The organism is Vagococcus penaei (assembly GCF_001998885.1).
Lineage (GTDB): Bacteria > Bacillota > Bacilli > Lactobacillales > Vagococcaceae > Vagococcus > Vagococcus penaei.
In genome coordinates this window covers 343,565-361,006 of record NZ_CP019609.1, presented here as the reverse complement: position 1 = coordinate 361,006, position 17,442 = coordinate 343,565, and the positions used below count along the sequence as shown (strand labels likewise).

Here is a 17,442-nt window from a genome sequence, read left to right as displayed (position 1 = left end):
GGTGAATTGTGTGATTAAAGTGTTGTTAGTTGATGACCATGAAATGGTACGCTTAGGTGTATCGTCTTATTTATCTATTCAGTCGGATATTGAAGTGGTTGGAGAGGCTGAAAATGGCTTGAAAGGGTATGAGCATGCTTTAGAGTTGAGACCAGATGTAATTTTAATGGATTTAGTGATGGATGTGATGGATGGCATTACTGCAACACAAAAGATTTTAGCTGAGTGGCCTGAAGCCAAAATCATTATTGTCACCAGTTTTATTGATGATGAAAAAGTTTATCCAGCTATCGAAGCAGGTGCAGTTGGCTATTTATTAAAAACGTCGTCTGCTAAGGAAATTGCTGACGCGATTCGTTCTGCAAATGCGGGAAATAAAGTGCTAGAGCCTGAAGTGACGAATAAAATGATGGAGCGTCTTTCACAACCAAAAGTGCATGTTTTACATGAGGATTTAACTAACCGAGAACGAGAAATTTTATTGTTGATTACTGAAGGTAAAAGCAATCAAGACATTGCAGATGAATTGTTTATTACGCTGAAAACTGTAAAAACCCATGTATCAAATATTTTATCAAAACTAAATGTTGAGGATCGGACGCAAGCAACGATTTATGCATTTAAAAATGGCTTAGTGGATTAGCTAGAAAGAAGGAAAATCAAGATGTTAAGAAAATCTTTTGTTGTTATCGGCTTAGGCCGTTTTGGTGGTAGCGTGTGTCGGACATTAATCGAGTCCGATCAAGAAGTCCTTGCCATTGATAGCTGCGAGGAGCAAGTGAATGAGTTTATGAATATTGCTACTCACGCAGTCGTTGCAAATGCTCAAGATGAGGCGACTTTGCGCTCGTTAGGGTTGCGTAACTTTGACCATGTCATTATTGCGATTGGTGAAGATATTCAAGCGAGTATTTTGGTCACTTTAATGGCAAAAGAGATGGGTGTGCCAAGAATTACAGCAAAAGCACAAAATGAGTACCATGCGCGAGTACTCGAAAAAGTTGGAGCGGATACGGTTGTCCATCCTGAACGTGATATGGGGATTCGGATTGGTCACAAGCTAACGTCGAATAACATGTTAGATTTTATTGAGTTATCTGAGGACTACTCATTAGCAGAAGTTATGGTGACAAATCGCAAATTCTTCGATAAAACGATTCAAGACATTAATTTCCGTCAAAATTTTGATTTGACGATTGTAGCGATTCGCCGAGGTAAAAAAGAATTGATTGTTTCACCACAAGCCGATGAAGTCATTTTAGAAAATGACATACTTTTAGTTGTTGGTGACAACAAGGCTGTCGACTATTTTGATAATAAGATGGATTAGCAATGAGCAAATAACTCATTGCTTTTTTTCTATGTGTGTTACAATGTCACTAAAGAAAATGGAATGGAGTTGCTGTTTAGATGAAGTTAGATATTTCAAATGATGCTCATAACTGGTATGTGAATGAGCTAGAATTAGAAAAAGGCGATAGTTTGCGTATTTATGGAAAATATGGTGGAGCGACAAATGTACATGTTGGCCTATCCACTGGTATTACCGTGACAGCGCCAACCAAACCAGCTTATTCCGTTGAAAAAGATGGCATCACGTATTATATAGAAGAAACTGACGCATGGTTTTTCGATGACTATGTACTAAAAATTGAGTTGGAACATGATGAACCAACTTACGTGTATCAATAAAAAAACTAGCTATAGTACCATACTAATGAGTTAGACATTGCTGTCTAACTCAAGGTAAGGCGCTATAAGCTAGCTTTTTTTTGTTAATCTTGGGAACATACTAAAATAAATAAAGACGGTTAGAACGACACTAAAAGTACTATATGGCAAGTCTGTCGGCACTAATAGTTGCAGGATAACCGATAGAATACTAGGGATAGTTGAGCAATAGATAAGTAGTTTAAATGTTTGACCAAAAGTCAAAGTTGTCTGTCTTAATTTATTTGATAGATTCGCAACAATTGTTAGTAGTAATAGATTCATGACAAAATTACCTAAGACAAGTAGAAAGGCTGTTATAATCATGACAACTAAAAAAGTTATCATACTTGATTTATTGGTTAGCATAGCCGAAACAGTTGATTTGTTTAGAATAGGCGCTAAAGGCATACTTTTATATGGAAATGTTAGGTTTTCGACCATATCCGATGCTGTACCAACTGTTGGTAGACCAACAACTACTTCATTTTTTAATAAGCCAACTGCTAAGGCACCTGTTGCACCGTCTTCAGTAACGTCGTGGGCAGAGCGTTTGTTTTCTGGATCAAAAGTAAAGATAATTGAGTTTGTTTGATAGACAAAGCCTGAGTCCTCTTTATCAGTTGTAAGCGTCCCATCTTTAATTGAAAAATCTGGTAATTTATTTAAAATTAATTCGCCATCTTTTTGAAAGATACTGCCTAAACTAATTGATTCAACAATCATTGGAATGCTTAAAATTAACGTTAATAATAGTAAGTAACCAAAAGCTGCGAAGCCTTTTTTATTGCGATAATGTAACAGTTCAACGGGACTTTTAATGGTCTTGTTGATGGTTGTAAAGAGTGTTTTCATAGGTATTAAGACGTCCTTCCCAAATTTAGATACGTCCTTATTTTATCGTGTTTATATAGAAGATACAAGCAGAGGTTAGTATCTATCAGACTAATATTTTGTCTTTATGAAGGGATAATGTTATATTAGGCATGTTAGAATTATTATAACTTATTTCTTTAGGAGGAATTTACTTATGACTTATAAATTACCAGAATTACCATATGCTTATGATGCATTGGAACCATACATTGATGAATTAACAATGAAATTACATCACGATAAACATCACAATACATACGTGACTAACTTAAACGCAGCAATTGAAAAACACCCTGAATTAGGCAAACAAACAATTGAAGAATTAGTTGCTAATTTAAACGATGTTCCTGAAGATATCCAGATGGCTGTCCGTAACAACGGTGGTGGACATGCTAACCATGCTTTCTTCTGGGAAGTAATGGCACCGAATGCTGGTGGTGAACCAACGGGAGCAATTAAAGGTGCAATCGAATCAGCATTTGGCGACTTTGACACATTCAAGAAAGAATTCAAAGCAGCAGCTGTTGGCCGTTTTGGTTCTGGTTGGGCTTGGTTAGTTGATAATAATGGAAAATTAGAAATTATGTCAACGCCAAATCAAGATTCACCTTTAACAGAAGGTAAAACGCCTTTATTAGGTATTGATGTTTGGGAACATGCTTATTACAAAAAATATAGTAATGTTCGTCCTGATTATATTGAAGCATTTTTCAATGTTGTTAACTGGGATCAAGTAAATAAAAACTACGCAGCAACAAAATAATTCATTTTTATATCTAGCTGTCAAGAGCAAGCAACAAATAGTTGCTTGCTCTTTTTGATTAAAAAATTGTTAAGAATGTAAAAGAAAAACAAATTAATTTATTCACATGTTGAAAGTTCTGATAGAGTAAGATTGACAACTAAAATGCTCTTAATTTGTGCATTTTTATTGTTTATAAAGAAAGCGTTTTATAAAAACAAGATTGTTTAATTTTGTTTTTTTGGTATAATCGAGGAAACATCTAGTGTAAAAGCGTTTTCTGAAAAATAACCTATAACAGACGACCTTTGAAAGTGTGACAGATTATAACAGTTCGAAAAAGAAACTGTTTTGAACTGACATAATGGTCAGGTGTTAGTTACAGTTTTCACTATCGCTGATAACAGTTAAAATATCGCAAATTTTAGGTAAAAAAATTAAGTATTATTACTTGCAATCGTTGTTTTAACGTGTTAAATTTATGGTGTTGAAACAAGAAGAGTAATACAGTTTTCTTTTCTGTTTAAGACAAACACGAATATTTGTAAAAAGAGAGGATTGTGTAACAAGATGGCTAAGAAAAAAATAAACCCACTTGATTTTGCAGCACTGTTAGAAGATATCAATGCTGATTTTCCAACTGTTCAGGTATTGGATGAGAATGGTAAAATCGTTGATAAAGATTTAGTTCCAGATTTAACTGATGAAGAGTTAGTACAATTAATGACTGATATGGTATGGTCACGTGTCCTAGATCAACGTTCAACAGCCCTAAATCGTCAAGGTCGTTTAGGATTCTTTGCTCCAACAGCTGGTCAAGAAGCAAGTCAATTAGCAAGTCAATTTGCTATGGATAAGGAAGATGTTTTATTACCGGGATATCGTGATGTTCCTCAATTGATTAAACATGGTTTACCTTTAACTGAAGCATTCTTATGGTCAAGAGGACATGCAGCTGGTAACAACTATCCTCAAGATTTGAAAGCATTACCACCACAAATCATCATTGGTGCACAATACGTTCAGGCAGCTGGTGTTGCATTAGGACTTAAAAAACGCGGTAAAGCCAATGTTGCTTATACATATACTGGTGATGGCGGTTCATCACAAGGAGATTTCTATGAAGGGATTAACTTTGCTGGTGCTTACAAAGCAAACGCTGTTTTCTTTATTCAAAATAATGGGTATGCAATTTCAACACCACGTGAAGTACAAACAGCAGCTAAAACATTAGCACAAAAAGGTATCGCAGCTGGAATTCCAAGTATTCAAGTTGATGGTATGGATCCATTAGCAGTTTACCAAGTGACAAAAGCGGCACGTGATTGGGCGATTGCTGGAAATGGTCCAGTATTAATCGAAACATTAACATTCCGTTATGGTCCACATACATTATCTGGAGACGATCCAACAAGATATCGTTCAAAAGAAACTGAAGATGAGTGGCACGCAAAAGACCCATTAACTCGTTTCCGTATTTATTTAACTGAAAAAGGGTTATGGTCTGAAGAAAAAGAAGAAGCTGTCATCGAACAAACAAAAGAAGATATCAAAGCAGCAATTAAAGAAGCAGATGCAGCACCAAAACAAAAAGTATCTGATTTCTTAAAAAATATGTTTGAAGTAACACCTAAATCAATTCAAGAACAAATTGATACTTTTGAAGCAAAGGAGTCGAAATAAATCATGGCACAAAAAACAATGATTCAAGCAATTACTGATGCTTTAGCTTTAGAATTAGAGTTAAATCCAGATGTATTAGTATTTGGTGAGGACGTAGGTAACAACGGTGGGGTATTCCGTGCCACTGAAGGTTTACAAGAAAAATTTGGTGAAGACCGCGTATTCGATACACCATTAGCAGAATCTGGTATTGGTGGTTTAGCTTTTGGTTTAGCACTTGAAGGTTTCCGCCCAGTTCCTGAAATTCAATTCTTTGGTTTTGTGTTTGAAGTCTTTGACTCAGTTGCCGGCCAAATGTCACGTACACGTTACCGTATGAGTGGTACTCGTAACATGCCGATCACTATTCGTTCTCCGTTTGGTGGTGGGGTACATACACCTGAGCTACACTCAGATAACTTAGAAGGTTTAATGGCACAAACACCTGGTTTACGTGTGGTTATTCCAAGTAATCCATATGATGCAAAAGGCCTATTAATTTCAGCTATCCGTGATAACGATCCAGTTATCTTCTTAGAGCACATGAAATTATACCGTTCATTCCGTGAGGAAGTGCCAGATGGTGCTTACACAGTACCTTTAGATAAAGCAGCTGTTACTCGTGAAGGAACTGATGTATCAATCATTACTTATGGTGCAATGGTTCGTGAATCAGTTAAAGCCGCTGAAGAATTAGAAAAACAAGATATTTCAGTAGAAGTTATCGACTTACGTACTGTGGCTCCTTTAGATATTGATACAATTATTGCATCAGTTGAAAAAACTGGCCGTGTTGTTGTGGTTCAAGAAGCTCAAAAACAAGCAGGTGTTGGTGCACAAGTTGTATCTGAAATTTCTGAGAGAGCTGTTCTTTCATTAGAAGCACCTATCGGACGTATTTCTGCGCCAGATACTGTATTCCCATTCGGTCAAGCTGAAAACACTTGGTTACCAAATGCATCTGACATTGAAGCGAAAGTTAAAGAAGTTTACGAATTTTAATCACGAGCTTAACAGATAGAGAAGGAGAGTATGAAACATGGCGTTTAAATTTAAATTACCAGATATTGGTGAAGGTATTGCAGAAGGCGAAATCGTAAAATGGTTCGTTAAAGAAGGCGATACAATCAATGAAGATGATACAATGTTAGAAGTTCAAAATGACAAATCTGTTGAAGAGATTCCATCTCCAGTAACAGGTAAAGTTATTAAAGTTGTTGTTCCAGAAGGGACAGTAGCTAACGTTGGTGACGTATTAGTAGAGATTGATGCACCTGGTCATGAAGATGACGAAGCAAGTGCACCAGCTCCAGTAGTGGAAGCTCCAAAAGCTGAAGCACCAGCTGCACCAGCAGGCGGCGTATTCCAATTTAAATTACCAGATATTGGTGAAGGTATTGCAGAAGGCGAAATCGTAAAATGGTTCGTTAAAGAAGGCGATACAATCAATGAAGATGATACAATGTTAGAAGTTCAAAACGACAAATCTGTTGAAGAGATTCCATCTCCAGTAACAGGTAAAGTTGTTAAAGTTGTTGTTCCAGAAGGGACAGTGGCTAATGTTGGTGACGTGTTAGTAGAGATTGATGCACCTGGTCACAACAATGCACCGGCAGCAGTTCCTGCAACACCTGCGGCAGCTTCAACATCAGCAGCACCAAAAGCAACGTCTACTGGCGCAGCAACAGGTAATCCATCTAAGCGTGTCTTAGCAATGCCATCTGTTCGACAATATGCACGTGAAAAAGGTATTGATATTACAACAGTTGTTCCAACTGGTAAAGGTGGACGTGTTGTTAAAGAAGATATTGATAACTTCGGTGGCGCTCCGGTAGCAGCACCAGAAGTAGCTTCAACTCAAGCGACTCCTGAAGCAGCTCCAGCAGCATCAAAAACAGCAGCACCAAAAGCAGCACCAGCTCCATTTGTTGGCGCACCAGAAGCTGAAGTTAGAGAAAAAATGACACCAACACGTAAAGCAATTGCTAAAGCAATGGTTAATAGTAAACATACAGCTCCACATGTTACTTTACACGATGAAGTTGAAGTGTCTAAATTATGGGATCACCGTAAGAAATTTAAATCAGTTGCAGCAGATCGCGACACAAAATTAACATTCTTACCATATGTTGTTAAAGCTTTAACAGTAACAATGAAAAAATTCCCAATTATGAACGCATCAATTGATGATTCAACAGATGAAATTGTCTACAAAAACTATTACAATATTGGTATCGCAACAGATACAGATCACGGATTATATGTACCAAACGTGAAAAATGCTGATACTAAGAGTATGTTTGATATTGCAGATGAAATTAATTCAAAAGCTGCTTTAGCGATTGAAGGAAAATTAACTGCAGCTGACATGCGTGGTGGTACAGTAACAATTAGTAATATTGGTTCTGTTGGTGGAAGCTGGTTCACACCGGTAATTAACTACCCAGAAGTAGCAATTTTAGGTGTTGGTACGATTGTACAACAACCAGTTGTAAATGCAGATGGTGAAATTGTTGTCGGACGTATGATGAAATTATCATTGAGCTTTGACCACCGTATCGTAGATGGAGCAACTGCTCAAAAAGCTATGAACAATATTAAACGTTTATTAGCAGATCCAGAATTATTATTAATGGAAGGTTAAGGTGAAACACGCATGGTAGTAGGAGATTTCGCATTAGAATTAGATACAGTTGTCATTGGGGCAGGACCTGGTGGCTATGTAGCAGCAATTCGTGCCGCACAAATGGGGCAAAAAGTCGCAATCATTGAGCGTGAATATATTGGAGGGGTTTGTCTAAACGTAGGCTGTATCCCTTCAAAAGCCTTAATCAGTGCTGGTCACAAATTACACGATGCAAAACACTCTGAGGTTTTTGGTGTTACAGCTGAGAATGTCACTTTAGATTTTGCTAAAACACAAGAATGGAAAAACAATAGCGTTGTATCAAAATTAACAGCGGGCGTTGAATTCCTATTGAAAAAAAATAAAGTCGAAATCATTCGTGGGGAAGCTTTCTTCGTTGATGCCAACACATTACGTGTCATTCATGAAGATAGTGCACAAACATATGAATTCAAAAATGCAATTGTGGCAACTGGTAGTCGCCCAATTGAAATTAAAGGCTTTAAATTCGGTAAACGTATCATTGATTCAACTGGTGGCTTGAATTTAACAGAAGTACCTAAAAAATTAGTGATTGTTGGCGGGGGAGTTATCGGTGCTGAATTAGGTAGTGCATATGCTAACCTTGGTGCTGAAGTAACTATCTTAGAAGGATCTCCACAAATTTTACCAACATTTGAAAAAGACATGGTTAAATTTGTCGAATCAGACTTCAAGAAAAAAGGTATTACAGTTGTTACTAAAGCAATGGCTAAAGAAGCGATTGATAATGGTGATAGCGTAACTGTTAAATATGAAGCAAATGGCAAAGAAGAAGCAATTGATGCTGATTACGTAATGGTAACAGTTGGTCGTCGTCCAAATACGGATGATTTAGGACTTGAAATTGCTGGTGTTGAGTTAACTGATCGTGGGTTAGTAGTCGTTGATAATCAAGGACGTACAAATGTTCCAAGTATTTGGGCAATTGGTGATATCGTTCCTGGACCTGCATTAGCACACAAAGCAAGTTTTGAAGCTAAAATTGCAGCTGAAGCAATTGCTGGTAAAGCAGTTGCCAATGACTATATTGCGATGCCGGCTGTAGCCTTTACAGATCCTGAATTAGCAGTAGTCGGAATGACTGAAAAAGAAGCAAAAGAACAAGGTTTAGACGTTAAAGCATCTAAATTCACTTTAGGTGGAAATGGCCGTGCTTTATCATTAAACCAAACTGAAGGTTTTGTACGCTTAGTAACAACTAAAGAAGACAACGTTATTGTCGGTGGACAAGTTGTCGGTGTTGGCGCAAGTGATATGATTGCTGAAATTGGTTTAGCGATTGAATCTGGTATGAATGCTGAAGATATCGCATTAACAGTTCATTCACATCCATCACTAGCTGAAGCGGTTATGGATACAGCTGAATTAGCATTAGGCTTACCAATTCACGTATAATTAATCAAATAATTGAATTAATAGAGTACTATCTGTCCGGACGTAAAGAGAATCACTTTTAGTGGTTCTTTTTTTATTTTGAGTATTGAATCTAATGATTACTGAATAAGTTTGCAAGAGATGGTATAATAAAAAAATAAACCTAATAGTGCATGAGGAGGAGTTAAGAGAATGCTGAAAATTCAATTTAACCAACAAAAAAATAATTGGTTGAATGTGAACACGGATCAGGATGATGCTCGTCAATTAAAAAAAGTTTATGCTGATTATGATATTGATGAAGAAATTATTAATTATTCACTCGATAAGAATGAGCGTGCTCATTTAGATTATGATAAAGATACTAATATTTTTATGTTAATTTACAATGTCCCAAATCAAGAGAAAATTGATAATCATTATGAAACGATTCCAATGACGTTTATCATTAAAAATAATACCTTAATTACCATTAGTAATAACCGTAATCATTATTTAGTTTCAAAAATGCAAAATAATTTAAATAAAGCATCTAATATTTCTGTGTTTGAATTTTTATTTACTTGTCTATTGATGATTACGGATCAATTTTTTCCTTATGTGGAAGAAATGAATACTGATCGAATTAAAGTCAGTAATCGCTTGAAGGAAAAAACTAGTAAACAAAATTTGTTATCTCTTTCTGATTTAGAAATAGGGATAGTCTATTATATTTCTGCTTCTAAACAAAATATAGTCCTACTTGAACAAATTAAGATACATATCGTCTATAAGCAGTTAAATGATGCTGAAAAAGAAGAGTTAGAAGATGCTTTAATTGAAGCAAAACAGGTCATGGAGATGACACAAATTTCTTCGCAAATTTTACAGCAATTATCCGGTACTTATAATAATGTTTTAAATAATAATTTAAATGAAACAATCCGTATTTTAACCGTTTTATCGGTTTTATTAACAATTCCGACGATTATCACTGGTTTTTTTTGGTATGAACATGCCATTACCATTAGAAGATAATGCATTCGGCTGGATAATTACCATCCTTATTAGTATTTTTTTATGGTTTTTATTGTCCTATGTTTTAAAAAAGTTTATTGAATAGTGTGTTTAGCCAGTTTTATTTAAATGGTAAGTATTTTATTCTGGTTTTATCATAAGCAACCAACTAGAATAAAAATAAGACATAAATTAGGGGTGTATGATGGAATTAATATTAGATTTTTTGATTGTCGCATGTCGTTTTAGTGGAGGGTTTTTACTGGCTTTGATTTTAGGCTTAATCTTTAGTCCTAACCGTAACAAAATGCTTAAACGAACATTAATTAGTTCTATTATTTATTTAATTATTGCTGTGACGATTGTTTACTTTGCCTTACCGCCACAAACATTAAGTAATTTATTAATGTTAAATGGGATTAACTTTTTAATTGGAATGGCCGTTATGATGCTTATTTCTGTAGATAAAATTAGCCATCTTTTTATCAAACCTAGTTTGAAAAATAAACAGATTATTAATGGTCCCGGTGGAATTAACCGTCGATTAACTAAGTTTTTTGTATGGGGTGTTATCGCTGTAGTCGGTTTAATCATTTATACACCAATTGCACGAATCATCAGTATTGATGACGTTTTTAACACAATTGATGTTAAAAAAGTGAAAAAAACAGAAGAATTAGTTTCAACGAAAGAGACGCCAATCGCCATGTCAATCCAAAGTGCTCAAAATAAAATGCAAAAAATGATTAGTAGTGTACCGAATTACAGTGCCTACCAATTAGGCTCTACGACAGCTCAAGTGATTGATGGTGAGTATGTATATGTAGCTGCACTGGAGTATCGTAGCTTTTGGAAATGGAATCGATTTAAAGAAGTTCCTGGTTACTTTAAAATTAGTGCGACAGATATTAATGCCCAGCCAGAATTTATTAATAAAAAGATGAGATATATTCCGAGTGCTTATTTAGGCCAAGACGCGGAACGCAAAATTTATGCAAAAGCTAGCCGCTATGCCACGATTGGTACGGTGAATTTAGAAATTGGTAATGATGGTACGCCATATTATGTGGAAACACTATATAAAGAGTATGGTGTTAGTGGTATTAAACGCTATGATGACTTTAAAGTTGGTGTTTTGAACAGCGTTACTGGTGAAACTAAGGTATATGAACTAAAGGATACACCAAAGGACATTGATGCGCCGTTAACAAGTGCTGTAGCAAGTAGTATGAATAGTTATTTTGGTTTATATGGTAAAGGTTGGTTAAATAGCTTGTTTACGAAAGATGATGTTAAACAGCCAACGAATAACGGTATTTATTCAAAAGGAGCAGTAACACCACTTCTCTCAAAATCTGGCGAATTATTGTACTTTACTGATTTTACCAGTGATGATGCGAAACAAGATAGCGCGCTAGGTTATAGCCTAATTAATGCGCGTACTGGTGTTATGGAGTATTATCGTGACGGTAAAGGAATGATGGACAGTGATGGGGCTATCCAGATTGCTGAAAAAATTTATCCTGAAAAAAAATGGGAAGCAAAAATGCCAATTCTTTATAACGTTGAAGGTGTTCCAACTTGGGTCGTCTCTTTATTAGATGTCAATGGTATTTTTAAAGGTTATGTCTATATCTCAGCAACGGATAGTGATATTGTTGTAGATGGAAACGATGCTCAAAAAACACTAGAAGCTTATAAATTACGCTTAGGTATGAAAGGTAGCTCAAATAAAAACGTTGATAAGTTAGGTTTAGAGAAAGTCTCTGGTGAAGTTAGACGTGTCAATAAAATGGTTATTGAGGGCAATGAAACAGTTTCTTTCTTATTAAAAGATAATCCAACTGTTTATACAATTAGCACCTCAAATAATGTGTACAGCATGTTCTTAACACCGGGGGATAAAGTTAGTTTTGAAGCGACGATTGATAAAGACAGTCGAATCACCACAATTGATGATATAACGATTGATGGTGTAACGACTGAAAAATAGTCAATGAAAAATTTCACTTATTTTCTGATAATTTCCCTTGACTTAAACTACGTAACCTTGTATCATTCTTTTTGGGCACCCTTTTAATAGGGTCAGAAGTCAGTTGACGAAGAGCTCCTTATTTCAGTAATGAAATAGGGAGCTTTTCTTATTTTCTGAGACTTTCCTTAATTTGACGAAGCGAAGGAGTTTTAACATTATGACAAAATATATCTTTGTAACTGGTGGCGTGGTTTCATCAATTGGAAAAGGCATTGTCGCAGCATCACTTGGTAGACTACTAAAAAATCGTGGTTTAAAAGTGACGATTCAAAAGTTTGACCCATACATTAATGTCGATCCTGGGACAATGAGTCCTTATCAACATGGTGAGGTCTTTGTAACGGATGATGGAGCAGAAACTGATTTAGACTTAGGGCATTATGAGCGATTCATTGATATTAACTTAAACAAATTTTCAAATGTTACGACGGGTAAAATTTATTCGGAAGTCTTGCAAAAAGAACGACGTGGAGAATATTTAGGTGCTACAGTTCAAGTTATTCCACATATCACGAACACAATTAAAGAAAAAATCATGCGTGCGGCAACCTTAACAGATGCGGATGTGATTATTACTGAAGTTGGTGGTACTGTTGGTGACATTGAATCACTACCATTTTTAGAAGCTTTACGTCAAATGAAGGCGGACGTTGGGAATGATAATGTGATGTATATTCATACAACATTGATTCCATACTTAAAAGCTGCCGGTGAGATGAAAACTAAACCAACACAACATAGTGTTAAAGAACTACGTGGATTGGGAATTCAACCTAATATTTTAGTCATTCGCACGGAACAAGAAGTTTCTCAAGGTGTGAAAAATAAATTAGCCCAGTTCTGTGATGTCGCACCTGAGGCTGTTATTGAATCACGTGATGTGGATACTTTGTACTCTATTCCATTGAATTTACAAGCTCAAGGAATGGACCAGATTGTCTGTAATCATTTGAAACTTGATACACCTGAAGCGGATATGACTGAATGGCGTAATTTAGAAAACCGAGTGTTAAATTTAAGTAAACGTGTTAAAATTGCTTTAGTTGGAAAATATATTGAATTACCGGATGCTTATTTATCTGTGGTTGAAGCTTTAAAACATTCAGGCTTTGCTTTTGACGCTGATATTGATTTAGAGTGGATCCAATCGGATTTAATCACGGCCGAGAATGCATCAGAAATTTTAGGTCAAGTCGATGGAATTTTAGTTCCCGGTGGCTTTGGTGATCGTGGAGTGGAAGGTAAAATTGAAGCGATTCGTTATGCTCGTGAAAACAATGTACCATTCTTGGGTATTTGTTTAGGTATGCAAATGGCTTGTGTTGAGTTTGGTCGAAATGTTGTTGGTTTAGAAGATGCACATTCTGCTGAAACACAGCCAGATGCCAAGAATCCAATTATTGATTTAATGTCTGATCAAGAAAACATCGAGAATCTTGGCGGTACGTTACGTCTAGGGCTTTATCCTTGTAAAGTTAAAAAAGGGACTAAAACGGCTAAAGCGTATGAGCATGAAGATGTAGTCCAAGAGCGTCATCGTCATCGTTATGAATTTAATAACCAGTATCGTAAATTATTTGAAGAAAAAGGCTTGGTCTTCTCAGGCGTATCTCCAGATAATACTCTGGTTGAAATTGTTGAGATTCCTGAGCTAGATTTCTTTGTTGGTTGTCAGTTCCATCCAGAATTGATTTCACGACCTAACCGACCACAACGCTTGATTAAAGCGTTTGTTGAGGCAGCGTTACACTTAAATATATAATAGAGTAGTTATCAGCTGAGATAATACATCTCTAATAACAAGATAGATTTTTTTACATGATTATTAATTTGAAGGTAGGCAATTTAGATGGCTAAAAAAATAGGTTTTGATTCAAAAAAATATATTGAAGAACAGTCTAAGTTTATCTTAGAGCGTGTCAATCATTATGATAAGTTATATTTAGAATTTGGTGGTAAATTGATTGGTGATAAACATGCAAAACGTGTATTGCCTGGTTTTGATGAGGATTCTAAAATTAAAATTTTACAAAAATTAAAGGATAAAGCAGAAATTTTAATTTGTGTCTATGCTGGTGATATCGAACGTAATAAAATTCGTGGCGATTATGGAATTACTTATGATATGGATATTTTGAAATCAATTGACGAGTTTAATGAATATGGGTTATCAGTCAATAGTGTGCTTATTACGCGTTACACTGGCCAACCAGCTACGAAAATTTTTATTAATAAACTAGAAAAACGTGATATTAAAGTTTATACACATGAAGCCATTGAAGGCTATCCTTACAATATTGATCAAATTGTTAGTGATGAGGGCTTTGGTAAAAATCCTTATATTCCAACAACAAAACCCATCGTTGTAGTAACAGCACCAGGAGCTGGAAGTGGCAAGCTAGCTACTAGTCTTAGTCAGATTTATCATGAAAATAAATTAGGCCGTGTAGCAGGCTATTCAAAATTCGAGACTTTCCCAGTCTGGAATTTACCACTAAAACACCCGGTAAATATTGCTTATGAAGCTGCAACTGTTGATTTAAAAGATGTTAATATGATTGATTCTTTCCATTATGAAGCATATGGTGAAGTTGCAGTAAATTATAATCGTGATTTGGAAACTTTCCCTGTAATTAAGCGAATCATCGAACGTATTACAAATGAACCATCTGTTTTTAAGTCTCCAACTGACATGGGTGTAAACCGTGTTGGCTTTGGCATTATCGATGATGCAGTAGTCCAAGCGGCATCTAAAGAAGAGATTATTCGTCGTTGTTTTGATACTGAATCATATTATAAGCGCGGATTAGTTGATGATGAAGTTGTAAATCGCATTCAATTAATCATGGAAGAGATGGAATTGAAAAAAGAAGACCGTCGACCAGTCGTACCAGCAAGAGAGTATGCTAAGGAAGTAAAACAAAGAGGTCAGGTTAAAGATGATCTTGCGATTACATCGGTTATGGCATTTGAATTACCTGATGGTAAAATTATAACAGGTCGTTCAACTCATTTAATGGATGCTTCAGCCTCAGCTATCTTAAATTCAGTTAAGCATTTAGCAAGTATTAGTGACGATATTTTATTATTATCACCGGTTATTTTAGAGACTATTCAGAAAATGAAAGTATCAGAATTACACAGTAAAATTACAGCATTAAATACAAATGAGGTATTAATTGCTTTAGCCATGAGTGCGGTGACTAATCCAACAGCTCAATTGGCATATGAGCAGTTAACAAAATTAGTTGGGACACAAGCTCATTCAACGGTGATATTAAATAAAGATGATGAGCAAATTTTGAAAAAACTTGGTATTGATGTGACAACTGATGCAGTCTTTTCATCTGAAAATTTATTTTATATTTAATTTAGAATCACTAGTTTAAAAAAAGTAATAACTTGTATAGTTATTACTTTTTTAATACGTCAAATCTAGAAGTCTATATTTATAAATAAAAGGGGCTTTTATTTATAAATTGATATTAATTTTTTATGATATACTATACTATATATTCAATTTTAAAATTTGGAGGCAATTTAACATTATGAAAAAAGTGATACAAGGAGTTATTGTAGCATTGGGATTAACAGTCTCTTTTAAAAATATAAAGACGACAGAAGGTTATTCATTAATCTATAAAACTTTAACGAATGATCCTTATCTCACAACCTTTGCATTAGTAGGCTGTGTACTTTTTTTTATTTTAGTTGATCGTTTGAAACAAAAAACAAATATTTTACAGAAAATTGTATCATTATTTTTTGCTATTTGTACATGGTTTACAACGATATATGAAGCCGGAATTGATACTGCTAATAAAGTTTTTCACCATCCTATTAGTTTGCTGTACAGTATATTGTTTGTTGTGAGTTTTTACTTAATTATTGAATCATTGCAAAAAATCCTTACATATTTTAGTACAACAGAGCACCAAACAATTAAATTACCAATCAGTCGCAAACTTCAAGTGACGTTTGCAAACCATCCTTTTTTAGTGCCTTTTGGGCTTATGATGTGTGTCTGGTTATACATTGCTGTAACAGCCTATCCAAGTGTGTTCATGGGAGACACCCTTGATCAGATAGAACAATATTTTCACTACCAAGTTCGAACAGCGGCACATCCTGTGTTATCGACAGTGCTCATTGGAAGTTTAGTTAAATTTGGTGCTATAATAAATCATCCTAATATTGGACTATTTATTTTTACTATTTTACAAGTGACATTAGTTGCTAGTTCTATGGCATATGCTATTAGTACTGTGTATAAGCTTACTTTGAAGACAAAAATGTTGATGATAGTTACTGTAGTGATGACATTTATTCCTATGGTAAATGCTTCTGTGATTTTGGCGACTAAAGATATTATTTTTTCTGTATTTTTTGTGGTATACATGACAACTACCGCAACGTATTTCTTCAACCAAGAGATGTACCGAAAAAATAAAATGTTTATAATGACTTTTTTAAGTGTTTTATTGATGCTATTATTCCGTTATAATACACTGCACTTTATTGCATTAACGTTAGTTGTCTATATCATTGGTGGCTTAATTTTGCGTCGAAAAATATATTTACCATTAACTATTGTTCCAATGATGATTTTAGGGTTAGTTTGTGGGACGCTAATTAATAATATTTTCGTTAGTCAATTTGCAGAAGCACAACCTAAACCAAATCGACGTGAGATGCTATCTTTACCATTTCAACATACAGCACGTTACATTAAGTATCATGAAGATGATATTAGTTCAAATGATAAAGCAATAATTAATAATGTGTTAAAATACGATGTGATAAGAAAAAGTTATGTGCCTCATCGTTCTGATGCGGTAAAAAGGACTCATGATGAGAATGCTACAAAAGCTGAAATGTCACAGTATTTTAATTTAGTAGGCAGACAAATTAAAAAACACCCTTTTGTCTTAGTTGAATCTGTTATGGCAAATCATTCAAATTTATTTAATTTAAATCTTTCTGTTAATTGGTATTATTCCAATGGCTTGATTGATTCTGATGGTGAAAACCAAGTAGAACGCGTTAGTAAAATTGGATTGACTGATAATTCATTATCAGTAAAACTCAACCGTGGTAGAGTGAAGCTTTATCAGTTATGGGATAGGTTACCGTTATTGTCACAAATAAATAATTATGGTACATATATTTTTGTGATGCTAGCAGTGTTTGTTTTATGGCTACGTCAAAAGAAATTTCTATTGGCGGCTATTGTGATTCCAATGGGTGCTTTTTTAGGAACTTTAATTGCAGGGCCAATTACTTTAGGGTATATTAGATATATCTTGCCATTAGTTTTATTTACACCTTTACTACTTGTGTTAGCAATGAGTAGTAATAGAGAAGGAGAAAAACATTAAA

13 protein-coding genes and 1 pseudogene are annotated in these 17,442 nt (G+C 35.0%); 13 read left to right on the top strand and 1 reads right to left on the bottom strand.

Annotation, left to right across the window (positions count from 1 at the left end; genetic code table 11):
* Positions 1-10 precede the first annotated feature (10 nt).
* The 3 genes from BW732_RS01675 (at position 11) to BW732_RS01665 (ending at position 1,692) form a co-directional block, all read left to right on the top strand.
* Positions 11-643, top strand: coding sequence for a response regulator (locus BW732_RS01675; protein ID WP_077275161.1), 633 nt, complete (start codon positions 11-13; stop codon positions 641-643).
* A 21-nt stretch (positions 644-664) separates the two neighbouring features.
* Positions 665-1,330 (top strand): potassium channel family protein, encoded by a 666-nt coding sequence (locus tag BW732_RS01670; protein ID WP_077275160.1) that lies wholly within the window; start codon positions 665-667, stop codon positions 1,328-1,330.
* Between the two features lie 80 nt (positions 1,331-1,410).
* Positions 1,411-1,692 (top strand): HesB/YadR/YfhF family protein, encoded by a 282-nt coding sequence (locus BW732_RS01665; RefSeq protein WP_077275159.1) that lies wholly within the window; start codon positions 1,411-1,413, stop codon positions 1,690-1,692.
* A 69-nt stretch (positions 1,693-1,761) separates the two neighbouring features.
* Here the strand turns inward: BW732_RS01665 and BW732_RS01660 are convergent, their stop codons facing one another.
* Positions 1,762-2,565 (bottom strand): DUF1189 domain-containing protein, encoded by an 804-nt coding sequence (locus BW732_RS01660; RefSeq protein WP_077275158.1) that lies wholly within the window; start codon positions 2,563-2,565, stop codon positions 1,762-1,764.
* A gap of 175 nt (positions 2,566-2,740) precedes the next feature.
* Here BW732_RS01660 and BW732_RS01655 point away from each other — a divergent pair, with 175 nt between their 5' ends.
* The 10 genes and pseudogenes from BW732_RS01655 to BW732_RS01610 all read left to right on the top strand — a co-directional run bounded on the left by BW732_RS01655 (position 2,741) and on the right by BW732_RS01610 (position 17,441).
* Entirely contained in the window at positions 2,741-3,349 is a 609-nt protein-coding gene (locus BW732_RS01655; RefSeq protein WP_077275157.1) for a superoxide dismutase, read from the top strand.
* Between the two features lie 549 nt (positions 3,350-3,898).
* The gene (gene pdhA / locus BW732_RS01650; protein ID WP_077275156.1) at positions 3,899-5,011 is read left to right on the top strand and encodes a pyruvate dehydrogenase (acetyl-transferring) E1 component subunit alpha; all 1,113 of its coding nucleotides are present in this window, start codon (positions 3,899-3,901) and stop codon (positions 5,009-5,011) included.
* Positions 5,012-5,014: 3 nt separating this feature from the next.
* Positions 5,015-5,992, top strand: coding sequence for an alpha-ketoacid dehydrogenase subunit beta (locus tag BW732_RS01645; protein WP_077275155.1), 978 nt, complete (start codon positions 5,015-5,017; stop codon positions 5,990-5,992).
* A gap of 37 nt (positions 5,993-6,029) precedes the next feature.
* Entirely contained in the window at positions 6,030-7,634 is a 1,605-nt protein-coding gene (locus tag BW732_RS01640) for a dihydrolipoyllysine-residue acetyltransferase (protein WP_077275154.1), read from the top strand.
* Between the two features lie 12 nt (positions 7,635-7,646).
* Positions 7,647-9,053: a dihydrolipoyl dehydrogenase gene (lpdA, locus tag BW732_RS01635; RefSeq protein WP_077275153.1), complete on the top strand. Its 1,407-nt coding sequence runs from the start codon at positions 7,647-7,649 to the stop codon at positions 9,051-9,053.
* A 171-nt stretch (positions 9,054-9,224) separates the two neighbouring features.
* Positions 9,225-10,134: pseudogene (locus tag BW732_RS01630) on the top strand (magnesium transporter CorA family protein).
* A 96-nt stretch (positions 10,135-10,230) separates the two neighbouring features.
* On the top strand, positions 10,231-12,021 hold the full coding sequence (locus BW732_RS01625; protein WP_228414955.1) for a DNA-binding protein: 1,791 nt from the start codon (positions 10,231-10,233) through the stop codon (positions 12,019-12,021).
* 199 nt (positions 12,022-12,220) lie between these two features.
* Positions 12,221-13,825, top strand: a complete 1,605-nt coding sequence (locus tag BW732_RS01620) for a CTP synthase (protein ID WP_077275151.1) — start codon at positions 12,221-12,223, stop codon at positions 13,823-13,825.
* Between the two features lie 87 nt (positions 13,826-13,912).
* Positions 13,913-15,433 carry a DUF1846 domain-containing protein gene (locus BW732_RS01615; RefSeq protein WP_077275150.1) on the top strand — a complete coding sequence of 507 codons (1,521 nt, stop codon included), beginning with the start codon at positions 13,913-13,915 and terminating at the stop codon, positions 15,431-15,433.
* Between the two features lie 178 nt (positions 15,434-15,611).
* On the top strand, positions 15,612-17,441 hold the full coding sequence (locus BW732_RS01610) for a DUF6020 family protein (RefSeq protein WP_077275149.1): 1,830 nt from the start codon (positions 15,612-15,614) through the stop codon (positions 17,439-17,441).
* Position 17,442: the final 1 nt, after the last annotated feature.